The 23184-nt window shown below is 71.2% G+C and carries 21 protein-coding genes; 13 read left to right on the top strand and 8 right to left on the bottom strand.

Annotated features, from left to right (window positions below; translation table 11 throughout):
* The first annotated feature begins 1 nt into the window (after position 1).
* Entirely contained in the window at positions 2–640 is a 639-nt protein-coding gene (locus N1F89_RS01955; RefSeq protein ID WP_290080962.1) for a pyroglutamyl-peptidase I, read from the top strand.
* Positions 641–658: 18 nt separating this feature from the next.
* Here the strand turns inward: N1F89_RS01955 and N1F89_RS01950 are convergent, their stop codons facing one another.
* On the bottom strand, positions 659–1846 hold the full coding sequence (locus tag N1F89_RS01950) for a hypothetical protein (protein WP_290080960.1): 1188 nt from the start codon (positions 1844–1846) through the stop codon (positions 659–661).
* A 140-nt stretch (positions 1847–1986) separates the two neighbouring features.
* Here N1F89_RS01950 and N1F89_RS01945 point away from each other — a divergent pair, with 140 nt between their 5' ends.
* Entirely contained in the window at positions 1987–2871 is an 885-nt protein-coding gene (locus N1F89_RS01945) for an alpha/beta hydrolase (RefSeq protein ID WP_290080957.1), read from the top strand.
* A gap of 103 nt (positions 2872–2974) precedes the next feature.
* Positions 2975–5233, top strand: a complete 2259-nt coding sequence (gene parC / locus N1F89_RS01940; protein ID WP_290080955.1) for a DNA topoisomerase IV subunit A — start codon at positions 2975–2977, stop codon at positions 5231–5233.
* A gap of 16 nt (positions 5234–5249) precedes the next feature.
* Here parC and N1F89_RS01935 read toward each other — a convergent pair whose 3' ends face one another.
* Positions 5250–6266: a sodium:calcium antiporter gene (locus N1F89_RS01935; RefSeq protein ID WP_290080952.1), complete on the bottom strand. Its 1017-nt coding sequence runs from the start codon at positions 6264–6266 to the stop codon at positions 5250–5252.
* Positions 6267–6470: 204 nt separating this feature from the next.
* Here N1F89_RS01935 and N1F89_RS01930 point away from each other — a divergent pair, with 204 nt between their 5' ends.
* The gene (locus tag N1F89_RS01930) at positions 6471–7412 is read left to right on the top strand and encodes a CHAD domain-containing protein (protein ID WP_290080949.1); all 942 of its coding nucleotides are present in this window, start codon (positions 6471–6473) and stop codon (positions 7410–7412) included.
* Positions 7413–7416: 4 nt separating this feature from the next.
* Here N1F89_RS01930 and N1F89_RS01925 read toward each other — a convergent pair whose 3' ends face one another.
* The 5 genes from N1F89_RS01925 to hemB form a co-directional block, all read right to left on the bottom strand.
* Positions 7417–8316, bottom strand: a complete 900-nt coding sequence (locus N1F89_RS01925) for a DMT family transporter (protein ID WP_290080947.1) — start codon at positions 8314–8316, stop codon at positions 7417–7419.
* A gap of 64 nt (positions 8317–8380) precedes the next feature.
* Complete coding sequence (locus N1F89_RS01920; protein WP_290080944.1) at positions 8381–9127, bottom strand: arginyltransferase; 747 nt, start codon at positions 9125–9127, stop codon at positions 8381–8383.
* Positions 9128–9148: 21 nt separating this feature from the next.
* Complete coding sequence (locus N1F89_RS01915) at positions 9149–10990, bottom strand: SLC13 family permease (RefSeq protein WP_290080943.1); 1842 nt, start codon at positions 10988–10990, stop codon at positions 9149–9151.
* Positions 10991–11403: 413 nt separating this feature from the next.
* Complete coding sequence (locus N1F89_RS01910) at positions 11404–11874, bottom strand: RDD family protein (RefSeq protein WP_290081060.1); 471 nt, start codon at positions 11872–11874, stop codon at positions 11404–11406.
* A gap of 104 nt (positions 11875–11978) precedes the next feature.
* The gene (gene hemB, locus N1F89_RS01905) at positions 11979–13010 is read right to left on the bottom strand and encodes a porphobilinogen synthase (protein WP_290080941.1); all 1032 of its coding nucleotides are present in this window, start codon (positions 13008–13010) and stop codon (positions 11979–11981) included.
* A gap of 139 nt (positions 13011–13149) precedes the next feature.
* Between hemB and N1F89_RS01900 the strand changes: the two genes are divergently transcribed.
* The 5 genes from N1F89_RS01900 (at position 13150) to N1F89_RS01880 (ending at position 17675) form a co-directional block, all read left to right on the top strand.
* Positions 13150–14202, top strand: coding sequence for an enoyl-CoA hydratase/isomerase family protein (locus N1F89_RS01900; protein ID WP_290080940.1), 1053 nt, complete (start codon positions 13150–13152; stop codon positions 14200–14202).
* A complete protein-coding gene (locus tag N1F89_RS01895; RefSeq protein ID WP_290080938.1) occupies positions 14199–14621 on the top strand; it encodes a DUF6163 family protein in 423 nt (140 codons plus the stop codon). The genes N1F89_RS01900 and N1F89_RS01895 overlap by 4 nt, the downstream gene beginning before the upstream one ends.
* Positions 14622–14818: 197 nt before the next feature.
* Entirely contained in the window at positions 14819–15334 is a 516-nt protein-coding gene (locus N1F89_RS01890) for a MarR family winged helix-turn-helix transcriptional regulator (RefSeq protein ID WP_290080936.1), read from the top strand.
* A 158-nt stretch (positions 15335–15492) separates the two neighbouring features.
* Positions 15493–16290, top strand: coding sequence for a DUF2189 domain-containing protein (locus N1F89_RS01885; protein WP_290080935.1), 798 nt, complete (start codon positions 15493–15495; stop codon positions 16288–16290).
* A 131-nt stretch (positions 16291–16421) separates the two neighbouring features.
* Positions 16422–17675, top strand: a complete 1254-nt coding sequence (locus tag N1F89_RS01880) for a L,D-transpeptidase family protein (RefSeq protein ID WP_290080933.1) — start codon at positions 16422–16424, stop codon at positions 17673–17675.
* 173 nt (positions 17676–17848) lie between these two features.
* Here the strand turns inward: N1F89_RS01880 and asnB are convergent, their stop codons facing one another.
* Positions 17849–19369: an asparagine synthase (glutamine-hydrolyzing) gene (gene asnB, locus N1F89_RS01875; RefSeq protein ID WP_290080932.1), complete on the bottom strand. Its 1521-nt coding sequence runs from the start codon at positions 19367–19369 to the stop codon at positions 17849–17851.
* 211 nt (positions 19370–19580) lie between these two features.
* On the opposite strand from asnB, the gene glyA reads away from it, so the two are divergent.
* The 4 genes from glyA to N1F89_RS01855 are packed head-to-tail and all read left to right on the top strand — an operon-like array spanning position 19581 to position 23148.
* Positions 19581–20894, top strand: a complete 1314-nt coding sequence (glyA, locus tag N1F89_RS01870) for a serine hydroxymethyltransferase (RefSeq protein ID WP_290080929.1) — start codon at positions 19581–19583, stop codon at positions 20892–20894.
* Positions 20895–20932: 38 nt separating this feature from the next.
* Positions 20933–21397 carry a transcriptional regulator NrdR gene (nrdR, locus tag N1F89_RS01865; RefSeq protein WP_290080928.1) on the top strand — a complete coding sequence of 155 codons (465 nt, stop codon included), beginning with the start codon at positions 20933–20935 and terminating at the stop codon, positions 21395–21397.
* Between the two features lie 60 nt (positions 21398–21457).
* Positions 21458–22534 (top strand): bifunctional diaminohydroxyphosphoribosylaminopyrimidine deaminase/5-amino-6-(5-phosphoribosylamino)uracil reductase RibD, encoded by a 1077-nt coding sequence (gene ribD, locus N1F89_RS01860; protein WP_290080926.1) that lies wholly within the window; start codon positions 21458–21460, stop codon positions 22532–22534.
* On the top strand, positions 22534–23148 hold the full coding sequence (locus tag N1F89_RS01855; RefSeq protein WP_290080925.1) for a riboflavin synthase: 615 nt from the start codon (positions 22534–22536) through the stop codon (positions 23146–23148). The genes ribD and N1F89_RS01855 overlap by 1 nt, the downstream gene beginning before the upstream one ends.
* Positions 23149–23184: the final 36 nt, after the last annotated feature.

Below are 23184 nucleotides of genomic sequence, written 5' to 3'. Positions count from 1 at the left end.
GATGGCCGGCCGTCCGCGCATCCTGGTCACCGGCTTTTCCGTCTTTCCCGGCGCGCCGGTCAATCCGACCGAGGCGCTGATGGCCGAGCTCGAGGCGCGCCGGCCGCTGCTGGCGCATCTCGGCGCGCTGCGCACCGAGGTGCTGGCCGTCGAGTACGACGCGGTGCCCGCGCGGCTCGCCGCGCTGGCCGCCTTCGCGCCCGACATCGCCATCCATTTCGGCCTCGCCGCCGACGCGCACGGCTTCCGGCTGGAGCGCCTGGCGCGCAACGCGCTCGCCCCGCGCGCCGACAATGCCGGGCGCCGGCCGCCGGCGGCGGCGATCGCGCCGGGCATGCCGGACCTGCCGTCGGCGCTGCCGCTCGACGCGCTGCACGCGGCGCTGGCCGCGCGCGGCCTGCCGGTCTCCTGGTCGCAGGACGCCGGCGGCTATCTGTGCAACTATCTCTTCTATCTGTCGCGCGCCGGCGCCTGCGCCGGCTTCCGGCCGCCGATGGCGGGCTTCGTGCACGTGCCGCCGCTCGACGAGCATGCCGCCGCGCCCAACGCCCTGCCGCGTCCGGCGCTGGTGGCCGGCGCGCTGGAGATCGTGCGGGTGTGCGCGCAGTCCTGGCGCGGCGGCGCGCAGCGGCCGGGCTGAGCCGGCCGGCCGCCGGCGCTACTCGTTGGCGTTGACCGCGAGACCGATCTGGCCGGGCAGCGACTGCGGCGAGGCCATCGCCGCGCCCATCAGCAGCGCGAAGGGCACGGGCTTGTCCGGCTCGGCGCGGATCTCCAGGCTCTCCGGGTTGTCGAGGAAGCGCGTCACCGCCTCGCTCACCTCGGTCGTCAGCTCGGGGCCGAGATAGCTCATCAGCTGCATCGGCACGATCGCCTTGACCTGGTTGGCGACGTCGGACGGCTCGGCGCCCTGCTGCGCGGCGACGAACTCGAGCACCTTGTTGGTCAGCGTGTCGTCGGAGAACCGCACCACGGCGCCGTGGAAGTTGAGCTGCTGCAGCAGGCCGAGCATAGCGAGCCCCTGGGCGGACTCGCCCTCGGGATTGGCCGCCATCTGCTCCTGCACCCGGCGCATCGAATCGATGAAGGCCGGCGTGTAGCCGCTGAGGTCGAGCATCAGGCCGATCGTGCCGGCGTCGACCACCGTCAGGTCGTACTGCGAGACGATCAGCCGGCCGTCCGACGGGCGCCAGCTTCCCGCCATCTCGAGATAGCCCTTGAGCTCGGAATAGCCGAAGCGCTGCAGCACCTGGCGCTGCGCGTCCTCCTCGACGAGCGCGTCGAGATTGAGGGCGAAGCCTTCCGCCGCGCCGGTGAACTCCAGCATGCCGTCGTCGCCTTCCGGCACCATCATCTCGGCATGCAGGTCGGTGAGGCGGAAGATCTGCGTCCCCTGCATGCTGGCGACGACCTCGCCGAGCTCGATGCTGTCATAAACCATCATGCCGCCATAGGGCGCCTCGGTGCCTTGCTTCGGCAGCACCAGGCCCGAGATCGACACGCCGGTCGCCGTCAGCGAGCCGTCCGGCGCGGAGGTCGAATAGTAGGGCAGCGAGAGCTGGTCGACGCGGTAGCTGTCGTCCTGCTCGCTCACGCCGTTGAGGGTCAGGCTGCCGATCGGCAGGCGCTCGGCCTCGCCGGCCAGCGCGACCTGGGCGTCGGACAGGCGGATCGTCGTGCCGTCGACGGCCGCATCGCCCCAGGTGATGTCGAAGCCCTGCTCCTCGAACACGCCCTGCATGCTCTCGAGCACGGCGTCGGCTTCCCACGCGCCGGCGACGGACGGCAGGGCGGCGAGAAGACCGCCGAGCGCGAGCGCGGCGGAAAGCGGGCGAAGACGGGGCATGGGGTGATCCTTGTCGTAGACCGATGGATTTGCGAGTATGCATCCGCTATCGGACGAGAAAGAGACGCCAAGATGACCGCAGGTCCCGGGGCTGTCAAATGCCGCCGGACCGGCGTTCCGGGGAGGACCCTTCGCCGCCCATGACGACCGCAAGCCTCGTGCCGGCCGCGCTGCTGCGCCGCATCCTGCAAGCCCTCGTCCTCGTCGCCGCCCTCGCCGTTCCGGCGACCGCCGCCCAGCTTCACGACGGCGTCGGCTACGGACGCGGGCTCAAGCTCGACATCCACGCCCCCGGCAAGGGCGCCGTGCAGGCCGGGCTGCCGGGCCTCAACCTGTTCAGCTTCGGCAGCCGCCGCGCGCCCGTCGTCATCTACGTGCATGGCGGCGGCTGGCTGAAGGGCAGCCGCAAGAAGGTCTACGCGCTGCCCGATTGGCTGACGGCGCGCGGCTACATGCTGGTGGCGATCGACTACCGCAAGGTGCCGGCCACCACCATCGACGGCCAGGTCGAGGACGTCGCGGCGGCGGTGCGCTGGGTGCGCGCCAACATCCGCCGCTATGGCGGCGATCCCGAGCGCATCGTGCTGATGGGCCATTCGGCCGGCGCCCATCTGGTGGCCATGGTGGCGGCCAAGAAGAAGGGCGGCAACCTGCGCGGCGTCATTCCCAACGACGTGCAGGCCTACGACATGGTCGCCTATGCCGGCATGCGCGGCTCGCTCGGCTATCCCTATGCCAATGCCTTCGGCTCCGACCCCAGCGACTGGGTGCGCTGGTCGCCGGTCACCTATGCGCGGCAGGGCTCCGGCTATCCGCCGCACCTGTTCCTGCATTCGGGCTCCAACGGCGAGCGCCGCCGGGCGCTCACCCAGGGCTATGCCAACCTTCTGAAGAGTCGCGGCGCGCGCGTCTCCGTGTTCGACGGCCGGCGCTACACGCACGGCACCATCGCCCGCCATCTCGGCCGCTCCGGCGACGCGGCGACGCGCGCCGTCGAGCGCTTTCTGGCCGCCGTCACCCGCTGAGGCGGCGACCGGAAGCGGCCGCGGCCGCCGTCATCCACCGCCGACTGCCCGGCGACGGCCGCCGGGCCTTGCCGCGAATCGCCCGCTCCGCTAACCGGAAGCCATGGGAAAGAGCCTGCTGCCGCCCGGCGAGGGGGATGACGACGGCGTCGAGCCGGTCGATCTGAAGAAGGCGCTCGAGGAGCGCTACCTCGCCTACGCGCTGTCGACCATCATGCACCGCGCGCTGCCCGACGTGCGCGACGGCCTGAAGCCGGTCCACCGGCGCATCATGCACGCCATGCGGCTGCTGCGCCTCAACCCGGACCAGGGCTTCGCCAAATGCGCGCGCATCGTCGGCGAGGTGATGGGCAAGTTCCATCCGCACGGCGACCAGTCGATCTACGACGCGCTGGTGCGTCTGGCGCAGCCCTTCGCCATGCGCTACCCGCTGGTCGACGGCCAGGGCAATTTCGGCAACATCGACGGCGATAACGCCGCGGCCATGCGCTACACCGAGGCGCGCATGACCGAGGTGGCGACCCTGCTGCTGGAGGGCATTACCGAGGACGCGGTCGATTTCCGCCCGACCTATAACGACGAGGACCGGGAGCCGGCCGTGCTGCCCGGCGCCTTCCCCAACCTTTTGGCCAACGGCTCGTCGGGCATCGCCGTCGGCATGGCGACCTCGATCCCGCCGCACAACGTGGCCGAGCTGTGCGCGGCGGCCGTCGCGCTGATCGACGATCCCGAGGCGCCGGTCGCCCGCCTGCTCGACTTCGTCAAGGGGCCGGACTTCCCGACCGGCGGCATCCTGGTCGAGAGCGCCGCCTCCATGCGCGAGGCCTACGAGACCGGCCGCGGCGGCTTCCGCCTGCGCGCGCGCTGGAACCGCGAGGATCAGGGCCGCGGCACCTGGAACGCGGTGGTCACCGAGATCCCCTACGGCGTGCAGAAGGCGCGGCTGATCGAGAAGATCGCCGAGCTGATCCTCGCCCGCCGGCTGCCGCTGGTCGACGACATCCGCGACGAGAGCGCGGAGGACGTGCGCATCGTGCTGGTGCCCAAGAGCCGCGCCGTCGATCCCGACCTGATGATGGAATCGCTGTTCCGGCTGACCGAGCTGGAGACGCGCTTCCCGCTCAACATGAACGTGCTGTCGCACGGCCGGGTGCCCGGCGTGCAGTCGCTCAAGGGCGTGCTGCGCGAGTGGCTCGACCACCGCCGCGAGGTGCTGCTGCGCCGCTCGCGCCACCGGCTGGCCGAGATCGAGCGGCGGCTCGAGATCCTGTCGGGCTACCTGATCGCCTATCTCAACATCGACGAGGTGATCCGCATCATCCGCGAGGAGGACGAGCCCAAGCCGGTGATGATGGCGCGCTTCTCGCTCACCGACACCCAGGCCGAGGCGATCCTCAACATGCGCCTGCGCGCGCTGCGCAAGCTCGAGGAGTTCGAGATCCGCAAGGAGTTCGACGCGCTCAGCGAGGAGAAGACGCAGATCGAGGGCCTGCTCGGCTCCGAGGCGCGGCAGTGGAAGACGGTGCGCTGGGAGATCGCCAAGGTCGGCGATCGCTTCTCGGCCGAGGGCGACCCGCTGCTCGGGCCGCGCCGCACCACCTTCGGCGCCGCCCCCGCGCACGACATCGAGGACGTGCAGCAGGCGCTGGTCGAGCGCGAGCCGATCACCGTGGTCGTGTCGCAGAAGGGCTGGCTGCGCGCCCTCAAGGGCCATCTCGGCGACTTTTCCACGCTCGCCTTCAAGGAGGGCGACGCGCTGAAATGCGCTTTCCACGCCCAGACCACCGACAAGGTGCTGCTGTTCACCACCGGCGGCAAGGTCTACACGCTGGGCGCCGACCGGCTGCCGGGCGGCCGCGGCCACGGCGAGCCGGTGCGCCTGATGGTCGACATGGACAACGACCAGGCGATCGTCACCGCCTTCGCGCATGATCCGGAGCGCCGCCGGCTGGTCGTCTCGCATGCCGGCAACGGCTTCGTGGTGGCCGAGAAGGACGTCGTCGCCAACACCCGCAAGGGCAAGCAGGTGATGAACGTGCGCGCGCCCGACGAGGCGGCGTTCTGCGTGCCGGTGTCGGGCGACCACGTGGCGATCGTCGGCCAGAACCGCAAGCTGCTGGTCTTCCCGCTCTCCGAGGTGCCGGAGATGACGCGCGGCAAGGGGGTGCGGCTGCAGCGCTACCGCGACGGCGGCGTGTCGGACGTCAAGACCTTCGCCCTCGAGGAGGGCCTCACCTGGCAGGATTCGGCCGAGCGCACCCATTCGCGCAGCGCCGCCGAGCTCGCCGAGTGGCGCGCCACGCGCGCCACCGCCGGGCGCATGGCGCCCAAGGGCTTCCCGCGCACCGGCAAGTTCGGCTGACCGCCGGCGCCGCGGCTCAGCCGAGCGCCACCTGCAGCCCGAGCACGCCGGCATAGACGCCGAGAATGGCGAAGCCCTCGAAGCCGATGCCGCGCCGGTCGCGCAGGATCAGTCCCATCAGCAGGATCGCCGTCATGACGATCGCCGCCACCAGCATCAGCGCGTCGCGCTGCGCGACGGCGTGGAACAGCGAGCCGTCGCGATAGGCGATGTCGGCGACGCTGAGGAACAGCACGTCGAAGGTGTTGCCGCCGATGATGCCGCCGACGGCGAGCTGCAGCGCCCCCTGGCGCACCGCCGCCAGCGTGGTGACGAGCTCGGGCAGCGACGTGGCCGTCGAGGTCAGCAGCGTTCCGACCACCGTCTCCGACACGCCGAGCTCGGCGGAGATGCGCGCGCCGGTCTTGGCCACGACGTAGCCCGAGGCGCCGAGCACCAGCGCGAGCAGCGTGAACTGCATGGCGAGCGGCCCCAGCGCGCCCTTCTGCGGCTCCTCTTCCGGCTCGTCGGTGCGCGTGTCCGCCGTCTTTTCCGGCCGCCACATCGGCCGTCGCTTCAGCTCCACCGTCGAATAGGCGCCGAACAGGTAGATGGCGAACAGCACCGGCGTGGCCGGATGGATCGACCACACGTGCACGTCCGGCGTGAGATAGGCGCTGAGCGCGGCGCCGAGCAGCAGGATCAGAAGCGAGGCCTGCAGCATGTTCTTGGAATCGGCGGCGGCGTGCTCGAGATTGACCCGCCGGTAGGTGAGATCGGCGACCACCAGGAAGGCCGTCTGGGCGGCGATGCCGCCCACCGCGTTCGACATCGCCAGCGAGGCCAGCCCGTCGCGCGCCGCCGACACGGAGGTGACGATGCCCGACAGCGATGTGCTGGCGCCCAGCAGCATGCCGCCCACCACCGCCTCGCCGAGCCGCGTCTGGTCGGCGATCCGGTCGGCGATGCCCGTCATGCGCACGCCGGCGATCGCGATCACCAGGGCGGCGAGCGCGAACAGACCGATGGAAAGCCCGAGCGACAGGTCGTTCACCCGCCGCTCCCGGCCCGCGCCGCGGCGGTTCCTTTCGGCGCGCGGGGAGGGGTGGAGACGGCACGTCCCGGTCCGGCCCGGCCGCACGGCCCGGCCGCCCCCCTCGCGCCGGCCGCCGCCGGCGGCGTTTCAGCATCATCATCCATGGGGCGGGAACTCGCGGGGCGGCGTTCCGTTCCAGAGGCCAGGCAGGAGTGAGAACCCATGAGCTATCGCTTCACCCGTGAAGACGCCTCGCTCGAGGCGGGGCTGCGCCGCGTGGCGTGCGACCAGCTCGACCGGGCGCTGGCCGAGGCGGACGACGCGTCCAGCTTCGACGAGACCGTGCATGCCGTGCGCAAGCGATGCAAGAAGCTGCGTGGTCTCGTGCGCCTCGTGCGGCCCGCCTTCGCCGGCTACCGGCGCGAGAACGCCGCGCTGCGCGATGCGGCCCGGCTGCTGGCGCCGGTGCGCGATGCGGCCGCCGCGATCGAGACCTTCGACGGGCTGATGGCGCATTTCGCCGACGAGGTCGACGAGGCGGCGTTTGCCGAGTTGCGCGCATGGCTTGTCGAGCGCCATCGGCTCGGCCGGGCGGAGATCGATGCGGCCGGCGCGCTGGCCGACACGCGCGCGCGGCTTGCGGCCGTGCGCGAGCGCGCCGGTGGCTGGGCGCTCGACACCGGCGGCTTCGACGCGGCGGCCGGCGGCCTGGCCAAGACGCACCGCCGCGCCGTCAAGGCGATGAAGCGGGCCCGCAAGGACGGCGACGCGGCGCGCATGCATGCGTGGCGCAAGCGCGTGAAGTATCACTGGTACCACGCCCGCCTGCTCAACGGCTGCTGGCCGAAGGCGATGAAGGCGCATGCCCGCGCCGCGCATGCGTTGTCGGACCGTCTCGGCGACCATCACGACCTCGCCGTGCTCGCCGAGACGCTCGGCCTCGCCGCTTCGCCGCCGCCCGAGACGGGCCTCGACGACCGCGCCCGGCGCGAGGCGTTCGCCGGGCTTCTGGCGCGCCGCCAGGCGGGTCTCGCTGCCGATGCCTTCGCCCTCGGCGACATGCTGCTGGCCGAGGAGACCGACGCGCTGGTCGCCCGCTGGGCCGGCTACTGGGCCGCCTGGCGCCGCCACCACGGGCGCGCCGTGCACGGCCTTGCCGCCTGAGCCGTCACGGCGGATGGCGCGGCGCGCCGGCGGCGCGCCGCCGGCGCCCGGCGTTAAGCTGCCACAACGAATGGCTGACCAGCGCCGACACCAGGATGGTGCCGCCGATCAGGCTCTGCGTGCTCGGCATCTCGCGGAAGATCAGCCACACCCAGACCGGCGCCAGCACTGTCTCCAGCAGGTAGAACATCGCCACCTCGGGGGCGGAGATGTAGCGCGGCCCCGTCGCCAGGCAGAAGAAGGACACCGGTATGATGACGGCGCCGTTGAGCACGATCCACAGCGGCGCGTCGATGCGGAAGCCGCTCTGGCCGACCATGACCGCCGCGACCAGAAAGGGCAGCGCCACCGCCACCAGCGAGGCGAAGCCCATCTCCTTGCCGCTGCCGCGCGTGATGGTGATCGCGGCCGCCAGCATGAAGGCGGCGGCCAGCGCCATCACGTCGCCGAACAGGTTGCCGGTGCCGATGCTGTCGCCGACGATGATGGTGACGCCGACGAGCATCGCCGCCATCGCCATCAGCGTGGCCGGCCGCGGCTGCTCCTTCAGGAAGATCCACGACAGCAGCGCGGCGAACATCGAGTTGAAGGCGAGCATGAAGACGAGGTTGGCCGTCGAGGTGTTGTAGACGGCGGTGATGAAGGTCAGCGCCGACAGCGCGTAGAGCGCCGCCACCGCCAGGCCCGCGCGGCCCGGCACCAGCGGCGGCGCGCGGCCGGCGAGCCGGCGCATGACGAACCACGCCATCAGCGCCACCGTCACCGTCAGGCCGCTGCGCACCATCAGGATCGACCACTTGTCGCCGTCGGCCAGCCGGATCAGCGGGATGTCGATGGTCAGCGTCAGGCCGCCGATGGCGGTCAGCGCCAGGCCCTTGGCATGGTTTCTGTCGAGGCTGGACACGGCGATCGGGCTCCGCGCGCGGCGCCGGCACGGGCGGCGGGGTGTGGAGGGTGTCGCCGGGCGGTCAGTCGACGCGTTCCCAGCCGCGCGGGCCGAGATGCTCCTGCGGCTTGAAGCGGACCTTATAGGCCATCTTGCGCGAGCCGTTGACCCAGTAGCCGAGATAGACATGGGGCAGCCCGGCCTGGCGCGCCCGCTCGATGTGGTCGAGGATCATGTAGGTGCCGAGCGAGCGGTCCTCGGCCTCCGGATCGAAGAAGGAATAGACCATCGACAGGCCGTCGGCCATCATGTCGGTGAGCGCCACGGCGACGAGCTCGCCGCTGCCCTTGCCGGTGACGAAGGAGTCGGGCCCGCGGCGCCGGTACTCGATGACCTTCGTCTCGACATGCGTGTCCTCGACCATCATCGCGTAGTCGAGCACGGTCATGTCCGACATGCCGCCGCGCCGGTGGCGGTTGTCGAGATAGCTGCGGAACAGCGAATACTGCTCGGTGGACGGCTCTGCGTCGTAGACCGTGCCGATCAGGTCGGCGTTGCGGCTCATCACCCGCTTCATGTTGCGCGTCGGCTCGAACCGGTCGGCCAGGATGCGCACCGACACGCAGGCCCGGCAGGTCTCGCAGGCCGGCCGGTAGGCGATGTTCTGCGACCGGCGGAAGCCGCCCTGGGTCAGCAGGTCGTTGAGCTCCGGCGCCTTGTCGCCCACCAGATGCGTGAACACCTTGCGCTCGTACTGCCCCTCCAGATAGGGGCAGGGCGAGGGCGCGGTGAGGAAGAACTGTGGCGACTGGGTCGGATGCTGGGTCATCGGCGGCGGCTGCGTCTTGCGTCAAAGCCCATAATACCATGGCCCGACGAGCGAAAACGTCAACCACATTATCGCCACCAGCGGCACCCCCGCCTTGACGAAATCGCCGAACGCGTAGTGACCGGGCCCCATCACCAGGAGGTTGGTCTGGTAGCCGATCGGCGTGGCGAAGGAGGCGTTGGCGGCGAAGATCGTCGCCGCGACGAAGGCCTCGCCCGGCGCGCCGGCCGCCGCCGCGATGCCGAGCCCGATCGGCGTGAACAGGACGGCGGTCGCGTTGTTCGACAGGATGTTGGTCAGCACCGCGACGACGAGGAAGTAGCCCGACAGCATCACCGCCGCGCTCTGGCCGTCGAGCAGCCGCACGGCGGTGTCGGCGATCAGCGCCGCGCCGCCGGTGTGCTCGAGCGCCGTCGCCATGGCGATCGCCGAGCCGACCAGCAGGAAGATCTGCTGGTCGAAGGCGCGGCTGGCCTGCGGCAGCGTCAGGCAACCGGTCGCGATCATGGCGAAGGCGCCGGCGATCGCCGCCGCCGCGATCGGCACCACCTCGAAGGCGGCCAGCGCCACGATGGCCACGAAGATGGCCGACGCGATCCATGCCTTGCGCCACTGCCGCACCGGCTCGGCCGACCACTCCAGCACCAGCAGGTCGTGGCTTTCGCGCAGGTCCTGGAAGGCCTTGTCCGTGCCGCCGATCAGGATGGTGTCGCCCGGCTCGAGGCGGATTTCCGACAGCGGCTGGCGGCCCATGCGGCTCTTGCGCTGCACGCCCAGCATGTCGACGCCGTGCAGCGTCTCGACGCCGGCGTTGCGGATGGTGCGGCCGGCGTGGCGCGAGCCGGGCGGGATGACCGCCTCGGCCACGTTGTAGTCGGCTCCCGGCGGACCCGCGGCGGCGGCCTGCGCCTCCACCGCTTGCTCCGGCTCGGCCGCCTCGCTGCCGCCGGCGCGCGCCGCCCCGCGCGACAGCGCCTGCATCACCGCCTGCCGCGTGGCGCTGAACACCAGCCGGTCGCCCTCCGACAGGACGAGGTTCTCGAACGGCGGATAGAAGCGGATGCCGCGCCGCACGATGAGCCGCGGCGTCATCTCGCCGAGGCCGGGAAACAGGCCGGCGCGCGATTCGATGTTGAGGAAGGGATGGCGCGGCCCGAGCCGGATCTCGCCGATGAACTGGGTGCCCGACTGCAGCCGGCGGAAGGCCTGCGTGCTGCCGCGGTCGCGCAGGATGCGCGGCATCAGGCCGATGACGTAGGCCGCGCCGGCCGCCGCCAGGATGAGCCCCGGCACGGTGATGTCGAAGAAGCCGATCTCGATGCCCGCGCCCGCCGCCACGCCGGCGACCAGCAGGTTGGTCGACGAGCCGATCAGCGTCGTCATGCCGCCGAGGATCGACAGGAAGGACAGCGGCATCAGCGCCTTCGACAGGGCGAAGTTGCGCTGCGCGGCGAGCACGGTCAGGACGGGGATGAAGATCACCACCACGGGCGTGTTGTTGAGCACCGCGCTCAGCGCCGCCGCCGCCAGGAGCGTGATCACCATGGTGCGCGCCGTCGAGCCGCCGGCCAGCCGCGCGATCATGCGCGCCGGGCCGTCCATCGCGTCGGTGGCGAACAGCCCCTGGCCGACGATCAGCAGCGCCAGAACGGTGGCCAGCGCCGGGTTGGCGAAACCGGCGAGCAGCTCCGCCGGTCCGAGCGGGCCGTAGGCCGCCCCGTCATAGGGCACCAGGGTGAACAGGGCGAGGAAAGCGACCAGCCCGCCGAGCGCCACCATCTCGAGCGACAGGCGCTCGCTGGCATAGCCGACCATCGTGCCGACGATGATCAGATAGGTCGCCCACAGGTGGATGTCCGCCATGCCGGTGCTGCCGCCGCCCCTCGATTGGCCGCGAGCATACTGCCGGGCGGAGCGGCCGCAAGACCGTTCTTGGCCGAGGATGGGGCGTGCGGGGCAGGGCGCTTGCGCCTGGCGCGGCGGCGGCGGAAAACCGTTCCGCCGGCGCGCCGAGGCGCAGCATGGGCGGCGCGGGGCCGCGAGACGGCAAACGGCGTCGCGCCGCTGCCGTCTATGGCGTTTCCGGGCGAAGTGGACGCCGGCTCGCCGTCCGCAAACGCGTCAAGACAATAGCTTGGTGCCGGTCTGCGCTTCCGCGATAGGCAGAGCGGCGCTATAGCGTTTCCAGGCGAAGTGGAAACCGTTTCGCCGTTCGGAAAACGCGTGAAAACAACGCGTTAGAGCCGATCTGCGATTCCGTGAAACGCAGAGCGGCGCTAGCGGTCGGCGCGGGTGACAACGGTGCCGAGCAGCAGGTCGTGCACGGTGCGCTTGCGGTCGAGCACCAGCGCGGCGAGCAGGATGAGCGGCGTCAGGATGACGTTGCCGGCCCAGAACAGCACCGTGTGCACGACGGCGAGCAGGGAATCGACGCGGCCGCCGTCGAGCCGCTCCAGCCGCACGCCGGTCATGCGCATGCCGAGCGTGGCCTGGCGCGGGCTGCCGAGCGTCATGGCGACGTAGATCAGCGCCACCGCCGGACCGAGCACGCCGTACAGGAACCAGCCGAGGCCGAGCGTGAGAAGGCCGAGCAGGAAGACCAGGATGGCGAACGGGATGAACAGGATGCCGATCGTCACGTAGTCGATGAGGAACGCCAGGACGCGCCGCGTGCGCACGCCCTCGTAGAGCCTGCGGTCGTCGTGTCGGGTGGCGATCACCTCGCCTTCGGCGGTGCGTGCCGTCATCTGCGCGCGGTCCTCGTCGGTCATCTTGCGTTACCGTGCAGATGGGGACGCGGCGGCGCGATTCAAGGCGCGGCTCCGGGCCGCCGGCCGCTTGCCGGGCCGCCTCACTCGGCCAGCCGCTCGGCCACCTCGAGCGCGAAATAGCTCAGGATCCCGTCGCAGCCGGCCCGCTTGAAGGCCAGCAGGCTTTCCATCATCGCCCGTTCGCCGTCGATCCAGCCGTTCGCCGCCGCCGCCTTGATCATCGCGTACTCGCCCGACACCTGGTAGGCGAAGGTCGGCACGGCGAAGCTCTCCTTCAGCCGCCACACGATGTCGAGATAGGGCAGGCCCGGCTTCACCATCACCATGTCGGCGCCCTCGGCGAGGTCCTGCTCGGTCTCGCGCAGCGCCTCGTCGGTGTTGGCCGGATCGATGTAGTAGGTCTTCTTGTCGCCCTTCAGGAGCCCGCTGGTGCCGATCGCCTCGCGGTACGGGCCGTAGAAGGCGGAGGCGAACTTGGTGGCGTAGGACATGATCGCCACGTCGGCGAAGCCGGCCGCGTCGAGCGCGTCGCGGATGGCGCCGATGCGCCCGTCCATCATGTCCGACGGGGCGACGATGTCGGTGCCGGCCGCCGCCTGCAGCACGGCCGCCTGGGCGATGTGCGCCACCGTCTCGTCGTTGACGATGATCCCGTCGCGCAGGATGCCGTCATGGCCGTGGCTGGTGAAGGGGTCGAGCGCCACGTCGGTGACGACGCCGATCTCCGGCACCGCCGCCTTGATGGCGCGCGTGGCCCGGTTGATCAGGTTGTCGGGGTCGAGGATCGCCGAGCCGGTCTCGTCGCGCCGCGCGACCGGCACGTTGGGAAAGGTGGCGATGGCGGGAATGCCGAGCCGCGCCGCCCGTTCGGCGACGCGCACCGCGCGGTCCACCGTGTGGCGCACGACGCCCGGCATGGCGCCGATCGGCTCTTCCGCGTCCTCGCCCTCGATCAGGAAGATCGGCAGGATCAGATCGTCGGCCGTCAGCGTCGATTCGCGCACCATCCTGCGCGACCAGTCGGCCTTGCGCATGCGCCTCAGCCGCCGGCTGCCGGTGATCTCGTCGACGCCGCGCCGCTGGGCGGCCCGCGTCTGCCTCATCTCGTTCATCGCACACCCTCGCTTGTCACGGCGCTTTTATCACGCGCCGGACCCGCGCACCAAGCCCGCCGTGCCGCGGCGCGGGCGCCATTGACGCCGGCGCGGCGCGCCAATAAGCACCGGTGGGGGAAGGGGCAGGGAGGTAGCGTTGGAGCGCGACTTCGGCGGCGGCGACGACATTCGCTTCGAGATCGCGGGCAGGGCGGGCATCGTCACCCTGACCCGGCCGAAGGCGCTCAACGCCGTCAACCACCGCATGGTGCTTGCGCTGCATCGCGCGCTCGACGCCTGGGCCGCGGATGCCGAGGTGGCGCTGGTCGTCATCCGCGCCGAGGGCCGTGCCTTTTCCGCCGGCGGCGACATCCTCGACATCTACGAGGCCGGCCGGGCCGGCAATCCGCCGGTCGGCTTCTTCGCCGACGAGTACCGGCTCAACGCCGCGATCGCCCGCTTCCCCAAGCCCTATGTGGCGCTCGTCGACGGCATCGTCATGGGCGGCGGCGTCGGCGTCTCGTTCCACGGCTCGCACCGGGTGATGACGGAGAACGCGGTGTTCGCCATGCCCGAGGTCGGCATCGGCTTCTTTCCCGACGTCGGCGGCAGCCGGCTGCTGGCGGAACTGCCGCGCAGCTTCGGCATGTATCTCGGCCTCACCGGCCAGCGCATCCGCCGCGGCGACGCGCTGTGGGCGGGGCTGGCCACGCACGCGGTCGACGCCGGCAACCTGCCGGCGCTGCTCGCTGCGCTCTGCGAGAGCGGCGATCCGGCCGCCCCGCTGCGCGACTTCTGCGTCGACGAGCCGCGCGGCATCGACGAGGCGGCGCTGCACGCCATCGCCCACTGCTTCTCGCGCGACCGTCTGGAGGATGTGGTGGCCAGCCTGCGGCTGCTCGCCGACGACGGCGACGATTTCGCCCGCGCCACGCTCGACACGCTCGCCGCGCGCTCGCCGACCAGCCTCAACGTCGCCTTCCGGCAGATCGGCGCCGGCGCCATGCTGAGCATGGACGAGTGCATGCGCATGGAGTTCCGCATCCTCAACCGCATGCTCGCCGGGCACGACTTCTACGAGGGCATCCGCGCCGCCATCATCGACAAGGGCTCGCAGCCCGCGTGGCGCCCGGCCACGCTCGAGGCCGTCGATGCGGCCGACATCGAGGCCTATTTCGCGCCGCTGCCGGGCGGGGACCTGGAGCTGTGACGGTGGAGCCGGTCGACGGCGTGCCCGCGCACGGCTCGCCCGCGGAGAACCTGTTCGCGCTCCTGCACCGGCTCGCCGCCGCCTACTGCCTCGTGCTGGGCGTGCTCTACTGGGTGCGCCTGGTCGGCCTCTACGACGGGGCGCTGTGGCGCTTCGACCTGATGCCGCTGCACTGGCAGGTGGCCGCGGTCTCGCTGGCGGTGATGCTGCCCTTCGCCGCCGTCGGCCTGTGGTCGCTGTCGTCCTGGGGCGTGGTGATCTGGGCGGTCTGCGCGGCGGCCGAGACGACGATGTATGCCGGCTTTGCCGATCTCTACGGCGCCGAGCCGCTGCGTCTCGCGCTGCACGGCGCCATCGCGCTCGCCTATGCGGTGCTGCAGGTCCTTCTCTACCGCGAGCGCCGCGCCCGCGAGGCCTGAGACGGCGCCCGGCCGCGCCGGCGCGATCGTCGGCATTTGCCCGGTCCGTCTAACCTTTCATTAGTGCTGGCATCAGCCTTTCGCCAATAAGCTCTTGTTAAGCCTGACGTTTAAGTCGAATTTTAGGGGCATTCGATAGGGTCGGGCCAAGGTGAGCAAGAAAAAAATCACCGGGCGTCAAACGAGAGGCAAGAGCCATGATGAATTCGCGACCCGCGGATAGTTCCGCCCCGTATCAGGGCGATCGCAAGGAAGCGATCCGCTCGCTCTATCTGGAGTCCCTGCAGCTCGTCGAGCGGCTGCACCGCCGGCTGCTCGACGTCATCAAGGACGAGTTCGAGCGCAACGGACGCAGCGACATCAACGCCATCCAGGCGCTGCTGCTGTTCAACATCGGCAGCGCCGAGCTGACGGCGGGCGAGCTGCGCTCGCGCGGCTACTATCTCGGCTCGAACGTCTCCTACAACCTCAAGAAGCTGGTCGATCTCGGTTTCATCAACCACCAGCGCTCGCGGGTCGATCGGCGCTCGGTGCGCGTCAGCCTGACGCCCAAGGGCCAGGAGGTCGCGCGCATCGTCGAGGGGCTGTACGAGCGCCACATCGGCTCGATCGAGCAGGTCGGCGGCATCAATGCCGACGAGTTCCAGCAGATGAACCGGGCGCTGCAGCGGCTCGACCGCTTCTGGAACGACACCATCGCCTACCGCATGTAGGCCGCGTCTCTCGCGCGGCGCCAGGGCGGGCCGCCGGCAGGGCCGGCGGCCGCTCCGCGCGCGCCTCTTGATCTCCGTCAAGGCCTTGGGCAGGAAGTCGGGCAGGATGCGCCCGGGTGCCGGAGGAGGCCGGTGCCCGCCAGGGCAGGGAGGAGATCATGCATAACGCGGGAGCCGAGCGCGGCAGCCGGCAGCCGGCCGGCATGCCCGAGGTGCGGGCGATCGGCATCGACGACGTCGCCGCCAGCCTCTCCGCCGGCATCGCCGACTTCGTGCGCCAGCCCTTGTTCGGCCTGTTCTTCGGCGGCGTCTTCGCGGTCGTCGGCGTCGTCATCGCGCTGGCGCTGACGGTGTGGGACATGCCGTGGATGATCTACCCCTTCGCCATCGGCTTTCCGCTCGTCGGTCCGTTCGCCGCCGTCGGCCTCTACGAGGTCAGCCGCCAGCTCGAACGCGGCCGCACGCCGCGCTGGGGCGAGGTGCTGACCGTGGTGTGGGCGCAGCGCGCCCGCGAGCTGTCGTGGATGGCCTTCGTCATGCTGTTCGTGTTCTGGGTGTGGATGTATCAGGTGCGGCTGCTGATCGCGCTGTTTCTGGGCCGCATGTCGTTTTCCACGCTCGACCGTTTCGCCGAGGTGGTGCTGACGACCACGCAGGGCTGGACCTTCCTGGCGGTCGGCCACGTGGTCGGCGCGGCGCTGGCGCTGGCGCTGTTCTCGCTGACCGTGATCTCGATGCCGCTGCTGCTCGAGCGCGAGACCGACTTCGTCACCGCCATGATCACCAGCGTGCGCGCGGTCTTCGCCAGCCCCGTCGTCATGCTCGGCTGGGGCGTCGTCGTCACGCTCGCGGTGCTGGCGGCCTGCGTGCCGTTCTTCGTCGGCCTGTTCATCGTCCTGCCGGTGCTCGGCCACGCCACCTGGCACCTCTACCGGCGCGCCGTCGCGCCGGCCTGAGCGCCTTAACGCGGCGCCGCCCTTGGCGCCGGCCACGTTAAGGCCATATTCAACTGACACGTCAGACACTGCGTCCCGCGCGGGCCGCCGTCCGGGCGGCTGCGCGCTTGCAAGGGGGTTCCGGCAGCACGATGAAGACGACCCGACGCCTGTTTCTCCGCGGCTCGGCGGCGATGGCCGCGACGGCGGCCGCAGCTCCCGCGCTGGCGCAGAGCGTGATCGACGAGATCATCAACTCGCCGCGCCGCGGCGCATGGAACGACCAGTTCGACGCCGGCGCCGGCCGCACCAGCCAGGTGCTGTCGACCATGCCGACGCTGAGCGCCGCGACGGCCTCGCATGTCGAGCGCTCGATCATGCAGTACGCCGACATCGTGGCACGCGGCGGCTGGCCGGTGGTGCCGGCGCGCAAGCGGCTCGAGCTCGGCGTCATCGACCCGGACGTCGAGGTGCTGCGCCGCCGGCTGATGATCTCGGGCGACCTGTCGCAGCGCGCCGGCATGTCGCCGGCCTTCGACACCTATGTCGATTCCGCGCTGAAGCGCTTCCAGGTGCGTCACGGTTTGCCGGCCGACGGCGTGTCGGGGGCGCACACCTTCGCCGCGCTCAACGTCTCGGCGCCGATCCGCCTCGGCCAGCTCGAGACCAACCTGGTGCGGCTGCGCTCGATGTCGGGCTTCCTCGGCGACCGCTACGTGATGGTCAACATTCCGGCCGCCCAGATCGAGGCGGTGGAGAACGGCCGCGTCGCGCTGCGCCACACCGCCATCGTCGGCAAGGTCGACCGCCAGACGCCGATCCTCAATTCCAAGATCAACGAAGTCATCATCAATCCGTACTGGAACGCGCCGCAGTCGATCGTCCGCAAGGACATCATCCCGCTGATGCGCGAGAACCCCGACTATCTGCGCGACAACAACATCCGCATCCTGGCACCGAACGGCGACGAGATCGATCCGATGACCATCGACTGGTCGACGGACGAGGCGGCGAACCTGCGCTTCCGGCAGGACCCCGGCAAGATCAACGCCATGGCCTCGGTGAAGATCAACTTCCCGAACCCGCACGCCGTCTACATGCACGACACGCCGCAGCAGAGCCTGTTCCGCGACCAGGCCCGCTTCCACTCTTCGGGCTGCGTGCGCGTGCAGAACGTGCGCGACCTCGTCACCTGGCTGTTGCGCGACACCGAGGGCTGGGACCGCCAGCGCTTCGAGCGCACCATCCAGACCGAGGAGGACATCTCCGTGCCGCTCGGCAACCCGGTCCCGGTCTACTTCACCTACATCTCGGCCTGGTCGAACGAGGACGGCGTGGTGCATTTCCGCGACGACATCTACGGCCGCGACGGGGTCGACGAGCTGCAGATCTCGACCGCGCTGTGAGGCGCGTCCGGCGCAGGCCGGCCGCCGGCCCCGACGGAAGGTGGCGCGGCCTATAGCGTTTCCAGGCGAGGTGGAAACCGGTTCGCCGTTCGCAAACGCGTCAAGACGATAAGCTGGCGCCGATCTGCGGTTCCGCGACAAGCGGAGCGGCTCCGGCGCCGCAGCGCCGCCCGCTACACCGCCACCCGGCCGGCCTCCCAGGTGCCGGCATTGGCGAGCACCAGATCGGCATCGACGAAGCGCGCGCGCAAGAGCCGCTCGTAGAGCGCGCGCTCGCGCGCCCGGCCGACCTCGCTCTCGCCGGACGTCAGCGCCAGCGCCTCGCGCAACGCCGCCACCGTGCCCGATCCCTCGTCGAACTGCGCCTTCTTGCGCCACACCAGCGCCGCCGGCAGCAGGTCGGCGCAGGCCTTGCGCAGGATCCACTTCTCGGTCGTCGCGCCGGTCGCCTCGGCGTCCGCCGGGTCGGTGCGCCGCAGCTTGAGGGCGGCCGGCACCGACTGGGCGAAATCGATCAGGTCGCGGTCGAGGAACGGCGTGCGCGCCTCCAGGCTCTCCGACATGGTGATGCGGTCGACGCGCTGCAGGTTGATGTTGTGCATCGTGCCGAGACTGCGTGTCAGCTCGTCGGCCAGCGCGCGCGGGCTGTCGACATAGGCGTGGTGATAGGCATAGCCGGCGAACAGCTCGTCGGCGCCTTCGCCCGTCAGCACCGCCTTGACCGAGCGCCGCGCCAGCCGCGCGGCGAACAGCGTCGGCACCGCGCTGCGCACCAGGTCCACGTCGGCGCTCTCCAGGTGATAGACGACGTGCGGCAGGGCCTGCGCCACCTCGGCGGCGGTGAAGACGTGCTCGCGATGGTCGGAGCCGATATGCGCGGCGACGCGGCGCGCGGCGTCGAGATCCGGCGAGCCGGCCGTGCCGACCGAGAAGGTCTTGAGCGGACCCTTGCCGGCCGCCGCCAGCACCTTCTGGGCGATCGCGGCGATGATCGAGCTGTCGAGCCCGCCCGACAGGAAGGCGCCGACCTCGACATCGGCGGTCAGCCACTTGGCGACCGCCTCTTCGAGCACCAGGCGCAGCTCGCGCGCCGTCTGGTCGATGTCGAGCCCCGGCTCGCAGGCGCCGGCGCCCTGCGGTGTGCGGTACCAGCGCCGCCAGCCGTCGCGGCTGTCGTAGAGCGTGCCCGGCGGCACCGTCCGGATGTCGCTCAGGCCCAGGCCGTCGAACGCCTTGAGCTCGGAGGCGAAGCCGCAGCCCGCGCCGATGCGCGCCATGTAGAGCGGCTTGATGCCGAGCGGGTCGCGCGCGGCGATCACCCGTTCGCGCGTCGCCAGCACGAAGGCGAACATGCCGTCGAGCCGGTCGATCCAGCGCAGCGCGCCGGAGCGGAACAGGTGCAGGATGGTCTCGCTGTCGCTCGCCGTGGCGAAGGCGCTCGGCCCGAGGATGGCGCGCAGGTCGGCGTGGTTGTAGATTTCGCCGTTGGCGACCAGGATGTCGTCGCCCTGGTAGATCGGCTGGGCGCCGTTGTCGGGACCGATGATCGACAGCCGGCAGTGCGCCATGACGATCGGCTGGCCGGCCAGCCGCGCCACCGCCACCGCGTCCGGCCCGCGATGGGCGATCTTGCCGATCATGCGCTCGGCGAGCGCTTCGTCGCCGACGTTCCACAGGCACACGAATCCGCACATCGTTCCGTCGTCTCCCGCTTCCATCCGCCGCCGCTGCGGCGCCTCGCCGTCGATAGCGCGCGGACGGCGCGCCGGCTGCCACGAATGCGACGGCGATTGCCGGTCGCGTCACCCCGCCGCAACGAAATTTGCCGCCGGGTGCGTGGTGCCGTGCCGCGAAACATGGTAAGCGCGCGGGCGTTCGTTTCCCGAGACCGAGAAGGAAGACACCATGGCGACAGCTTCCGCCGCCCCGGCGCAGTCCGATCGCTTTTTCTCCACGCCGCTTGCCGAGCGCGATCCGGAGGTGTTCCGCGCGATCGGATCGGAGCTCGGTCGGCAGCGCCACGAGATCGAGCTGATCGCGTCGGAGAACATCGTCTCGCGCGCCGTCATGGAGGCGCAGGGCACGGTGCTCACCAACAAATATGCCGAGGGCTATCCGGGCAAGCGCTACTATGGCGGCTGCCAGTATGTCGACGTCGTCGAGGAGCTGGCGATCGCGCGCGCCAAGACGCTGTTCGGCTGCAACTACGCCAACGTGCAGCCCAACTCCGGCAGCCAGATGAACCAGGCGGTGTTCCTGGCGCTGCTGCAGCCCGGCGACACCTTCATGGGCCTCGACCTGAACTCCGGCGGCCATCTCACGCACGGCTCGCCGGTCAACATGTCGGGCAAGTGGTTCAACGTGGTCTCCTACGGCGTGCGCCGCGACGACCATCTGCTCGACATGGACGAGGTCGAGCGGCTGGCGCACGAGCACAAGCCGAAGCTGATCATCGCCGGCGGCACCGCCTATTCGCGGCTGTGGGACTTCGAGCGCTTCCGCGCCATCGCCGACGCCGTCGGCGCCTGGCTGATGGTCGACATGGCGCACATCGCCGGCCTGGTCGCCGGCGGCGCGCATCCCTCGCCGGTGCCGCACGCCCATGTGGTGACGACCACCACGCACAAGTCGCTGCGCGGCCCGCGCGGCGGCCTGATCCTGACCAATGACGAGCAGATCGCCAAGAAGGTCAACTCGGCCGTCTTCCCCGGCCTGCAGGGCGGCCCGCTGATGCACGTCATCGCCGCCAAGGCGGTGGCGCTCGGCGAGGCGCTCGAGCCGTCCTTCCGCAGCTATGCCGCCGACGTGGTGGCCAACGCCAAGGCGCTCGCCGAAAGCCTCAAGGAGACCGGCCTCGACATCGTGTCGGGCGGCACCGACAACCACCTGATGCTGGTCGACCTGCGGCCCAAGCAGGCCACCGGCAAGCGCGCCGAGGCCGCGCTCGGCCGCGCCAACATCACCTGCAACAAGAACGGCATCCCCTTCGACCCGGAAAAGCCGTTCGTCACCTCGGGCATCCGGCTCGGCACCCCGGCCGGCACCACGCGCGGCTTCGGCGTCGCCGAGTTCCGCGACATCGGCGGCATGATCGCCGAGGTGCTCGACGGCTTGCGCGATGCTGCCGGGGACGATGACAACCGCGCCGTCGAGGAAGCGGTGAAGCAGCGCGTCGTCGCGCTCACCGACCGCTTCCCGATCTATCCCCATCTGGGGTAGGCGGAAGGCGGCGTTCCGAATCGCGAGGTAAGCGGCCGATGCGCTGTCCCTACTGCCAGTCGCAGGACACGCAGGTGAAGGATTCGCGCCCCGCCGAGGACGGCGTGGCGATCCGTCGCCGGCGCGTGTGCCCGGATTGCGGCGGCCGCTTCACCACCTTCGAGCGGGTGCAGCTGCGCGACCTGGTCGTGGTCAAGCGGTCCGGCCGCAAGGTGCCGTTCGACCGCGACAAGCTGATGCGCTCCTTCGACATCGCGCTGCGGAAGCGCAACGTCGAGCCCGAGCGGGTCGAGCGTGCGGTCACCGGCATCGTGCGCCAGCTCGAGAGCTCCGGCGAGGCGGAGATCGCCTCCGACGACGTCGGCCGGCTCGTCATGGAGGCGCTGAAGGCGCTCGACGACGTCGCCTATGTCCGCTACGCCTCGGTCTACCGCAACTTCCGCGAGGCCAAGGACTTCCACGACGTGCTCGGCGAGCTGCGCGGCCAGGAAGAGGTGGGCTGAGCCGTGCCGCCCGGCGCCGCTGCCGACCCCGCCGGGGCGGAGGCCCTCGACCGTCGCTTCATGGCCGCGGCGATCCGCTTCTCGCGCCGCCATCTCGGCCTGACCGGCACCAACCCCTCGGTCGCCACCCTGATCGTGCGTGACGACGGCGACGGGCCGCGCGTCGTCGGCCGCGGCGTCACCGCCGTCGGCGGCCGGCCGCACGCCGAGGCCGCGGCGCTCGCCGAGGCGGGGCCGCTGGCGCACGGCGCCACCGCCTATGTCACGCTCGAGCCCTGCGCCCATCACGGCCGCACGCCGCCCTGCGCCGAGGCGCTGGTGACCGCCGGCGTCGCCCGCGTGGTCGGCGGCGCCAGCGATCCCGATGCGCGCGTGTCGGGCCGCGGCTACGCCATGCTGCGCGCCGCCGGCGTCGCCGTGGTCGAGGGCGTGCTCGCCGGCATGGCGGCCGACCTGATGGCCGGCTACCTGACTCGCTCCGTGAAGCGCCGCCCGGAAGTGACTCTCAAGCTTGCGGTTTCGGCCGACGGCAAGATCGGCCTGCCGGGCTGCGGCCAGGTCGCGGTGACCGGCGAGGTGGCGCGCCGCCAGGTGCATCTCATGCGCGCGGAGGCCGACGCCATCCTGATCGGCGTCGGCACCGCGATCGCCGACGACCCCGAGCTGACATGCCGGCTGCCGGGCCTCGAGGCGCGCTCGCCGGCGCGCATCGTGCTCGACCGCACGCTGCGCCTGCCGCCCGACGGCAAGCTGGCGCGCTCGGCCGGCACGGTGCCGCTGTGGCTCGCCGCCGCCGTCGACGCCGATGCCGGGCGGCGCGCCGCGCTGGCCGGCGCGGGGGCGGAGTTTCTCGCCGTCGACACCGAGGACGGCCGCATCGCGCTGCCCGAGCTGATGGAGGATCTCGCCGCGCGCGGCGTGTCGAGCCTGCTGGTCGAGGGCGGCGCGGTCACCGCGCGCGCCTTCCTCGAGGAGGGGCTGGTCGACCGGCTGGCGCTGTTTGCCGGCCCGCGCGCCATCGGCGCGGACGGCGTCGCCGCGCCGCTGTCGCTCGATGCGCCGCCGGCCGGCTTCCGCGCGCTGCGCGCGGCGCGCTTCGGCGACGACAGCTACCGGGAATGGGTGAGGGCGGACTGATGTTCACAGGCATCGTCACCGACGTCGGCACGGTGCTCGAGCGCACCCCGCGCGCCGGCGGCGTGCGGCTGCGCATCGAGACCGGCTACGATCCCGCCGGCATCGCCATCGGCGCCTCGATCGCCTGCGCCGGGGTGTGCCTGACCGTCGTCGCGCTGCCCGAGCCGGGCGACAACCGCCGCTGGTTCGAGGCCGAGGCCTGGGAGGAGGCGCTGCGCCTGACGACGGCGGCCGACTGGCGGCCGGGCACGCGGCTCAACCTGGAGCGCGCCCTCAGGGTCGGCGACGAGCTCGGCGGCCACATCGTGTCCGGCCATGTCGACGGCACGGCGACGATCCTGGCGCGCGCGCCGGAGGGCGAGGCGGTGCGCTTCACGCTCGCCGCGCCGGCCGAGCTCGCCCGCTTCATCGCGCCCAAGGGCTCGGTGGCGCTCGACGGTACGTCGCTGACGGTCAACGGCGTCGACGGCGACCGCTTCGACGTCTTGCTGATCGACCATTCGCTCGCCGTCACCACCTGGGGCGAACGCCGGCCGGGCGACCGCGTCAATCTCGAAATCGACACGATGGCGCGCTACGCGGCGCGGCTTGCGGAGGCCGGCAAACCGGCCTAAGTGACCGCGGGCGCTTCGCGCGCCGCCGCCTCCCGG

It is taken from the genome of Aquibium sp. A9E412, assembly GCF_030398335.1.
Taxonomy (GTDB): domain Bacteria; phylum Pseudomonadota; class Alphaproteobacteria; order Rhizobiales; family Rhizobiaceae; genus A9E412.
Note: the sequence above shows the minus strand (reverse complement) of the source record. Positions and strands in the feature narration are given on the sequence as shown.

What these genes read in the sequence shown, in the direction of transcription:
- N1F89_RS01955 (WP_290080962.1), top strand. Translation starts at nt 2, where the DNA reads ATGGCCGGCCGTCCGCGCATCCTGGTCACCGGCTTTTCCGTCTTTCCC.
- N1F89_RS01950 (WP_290080960.1), bottom strand. Translation starts at nt 1,846, where the DNA reads ATGCCCCGTCTTCGCCCGCTTTCCGCCGCGCTCGCGCTCGGCGGTCTT.
- N1F89_RS01945 (WP_290080957.1), top strand. Translation starts at nt 1,987, where the DNA reads ATGACGACCGCAAGCCTCGTGCCGGCCGCGCTGCTGCGCCGCATCCTG.
- parC (WP_290080955.1), top strand. Translation starts at nt 2,975, where the DNA reads ATGGGAAAGAGCCTGCTGCCGCCCGGCGAGGGGGATGACGACGGCGTC.
- N1F89_RS01930 (WP_290080949.1), top strand. Translation starts at nt 6,471, where the DNA reads ATGAGCTATCGCTTCACCCGTGAAGACGCCTCGCTCGAGGCGGGGCTG.
- N1F89_RS01920 (WP_290080944.1), bottom strand. Translation starts at nt 9,127, where the DNA reads ATGACCCAGCATCCGACCCAGTCGCCACAGTTCTTCCTCACCGCGCCC.
- N1F89_RS01915 (WP_290080943.1), bottom strand. Translation starts at nt 10,990, where the DNA reads ATGGCGGACATCCACCTGTGGGCGACCTATCTGATCATCGTCGGCACG.
- N1F89_RS01910 (WP_290081060.1), bottom strand. Translation starts at nt 11,874, where the DNA reads ATGACGGCACGCACCGCCGAAGGCGAGGTGATCGCCACCCGACACGAC.
- hemB (WP_290080941.1), bottom strand. Translation starts at nt 13,010, where the DNA reads ATGAACGAGATGAGGCAGACGCGGGCCGCCCAGCGGCGCGGCGTCGAC.
- N1F89_RS01890 (WP_290080936.1), top strand. Translation starts at nt 14,819, where the DNA reads ATGATGAATTCGCGACCCGCGGATAGTTCCGCCCCGTATCAGGGCGAT.
- N1F89_RS01885 (WP_290080935.1), top strand. Translation starts at nt 15,493, where the DNA reads ATGCATAACGCGGGAGCCGAGCGCGGCAGCCGGCAGCCGGCCGGCATG.
- N1F89_RS01880 (WP_290080933.1), top strand. Translation starts at nt 16,422, where the DNA reads ATGAAGACGACCCGACGCCTGTTTCTCCGCGGCTCGGCGGCGATGGCC.
- asnB (WP_290080932.1), bottom strand. Translation starts at nt 19,369, where the DNA reads ATGTGCGGATTCGTGTGCCTGTGGAACGTCGGCGACGAAGCGCTCGCC.
- glyA (WP_290080929.1), top strand. Translation starts at nt 19,581, where the DNA reads ATGGCGACAGCTTCCGCCGCCCCGGCGCAGTCCGATCGCTTTTTCTCC.
- nrdR (WP_290080928.1), top strand. Translation starts at nt 20,933, where the DNA reads ATGCGCTGTCCCTACTGCCAGTCGCAGGACACGCAGGTGAAGGATTCG.
- ribD (WP_290080926.1), top strand. Translation starts at nt 21,458, where the DNA reads ATGGCCGCGGCGATCCGCTTCTCGCGCCGCCATCTCGGCCTGACCGGC.
- N1F89_RS01855 (WP_290080925.1), top strand. Translation starts at nt 22,534, where the DNA reads ATGTTCACAGGCATCGTCACCGACGTCGGCACGGTGCTCGAGCGCACC.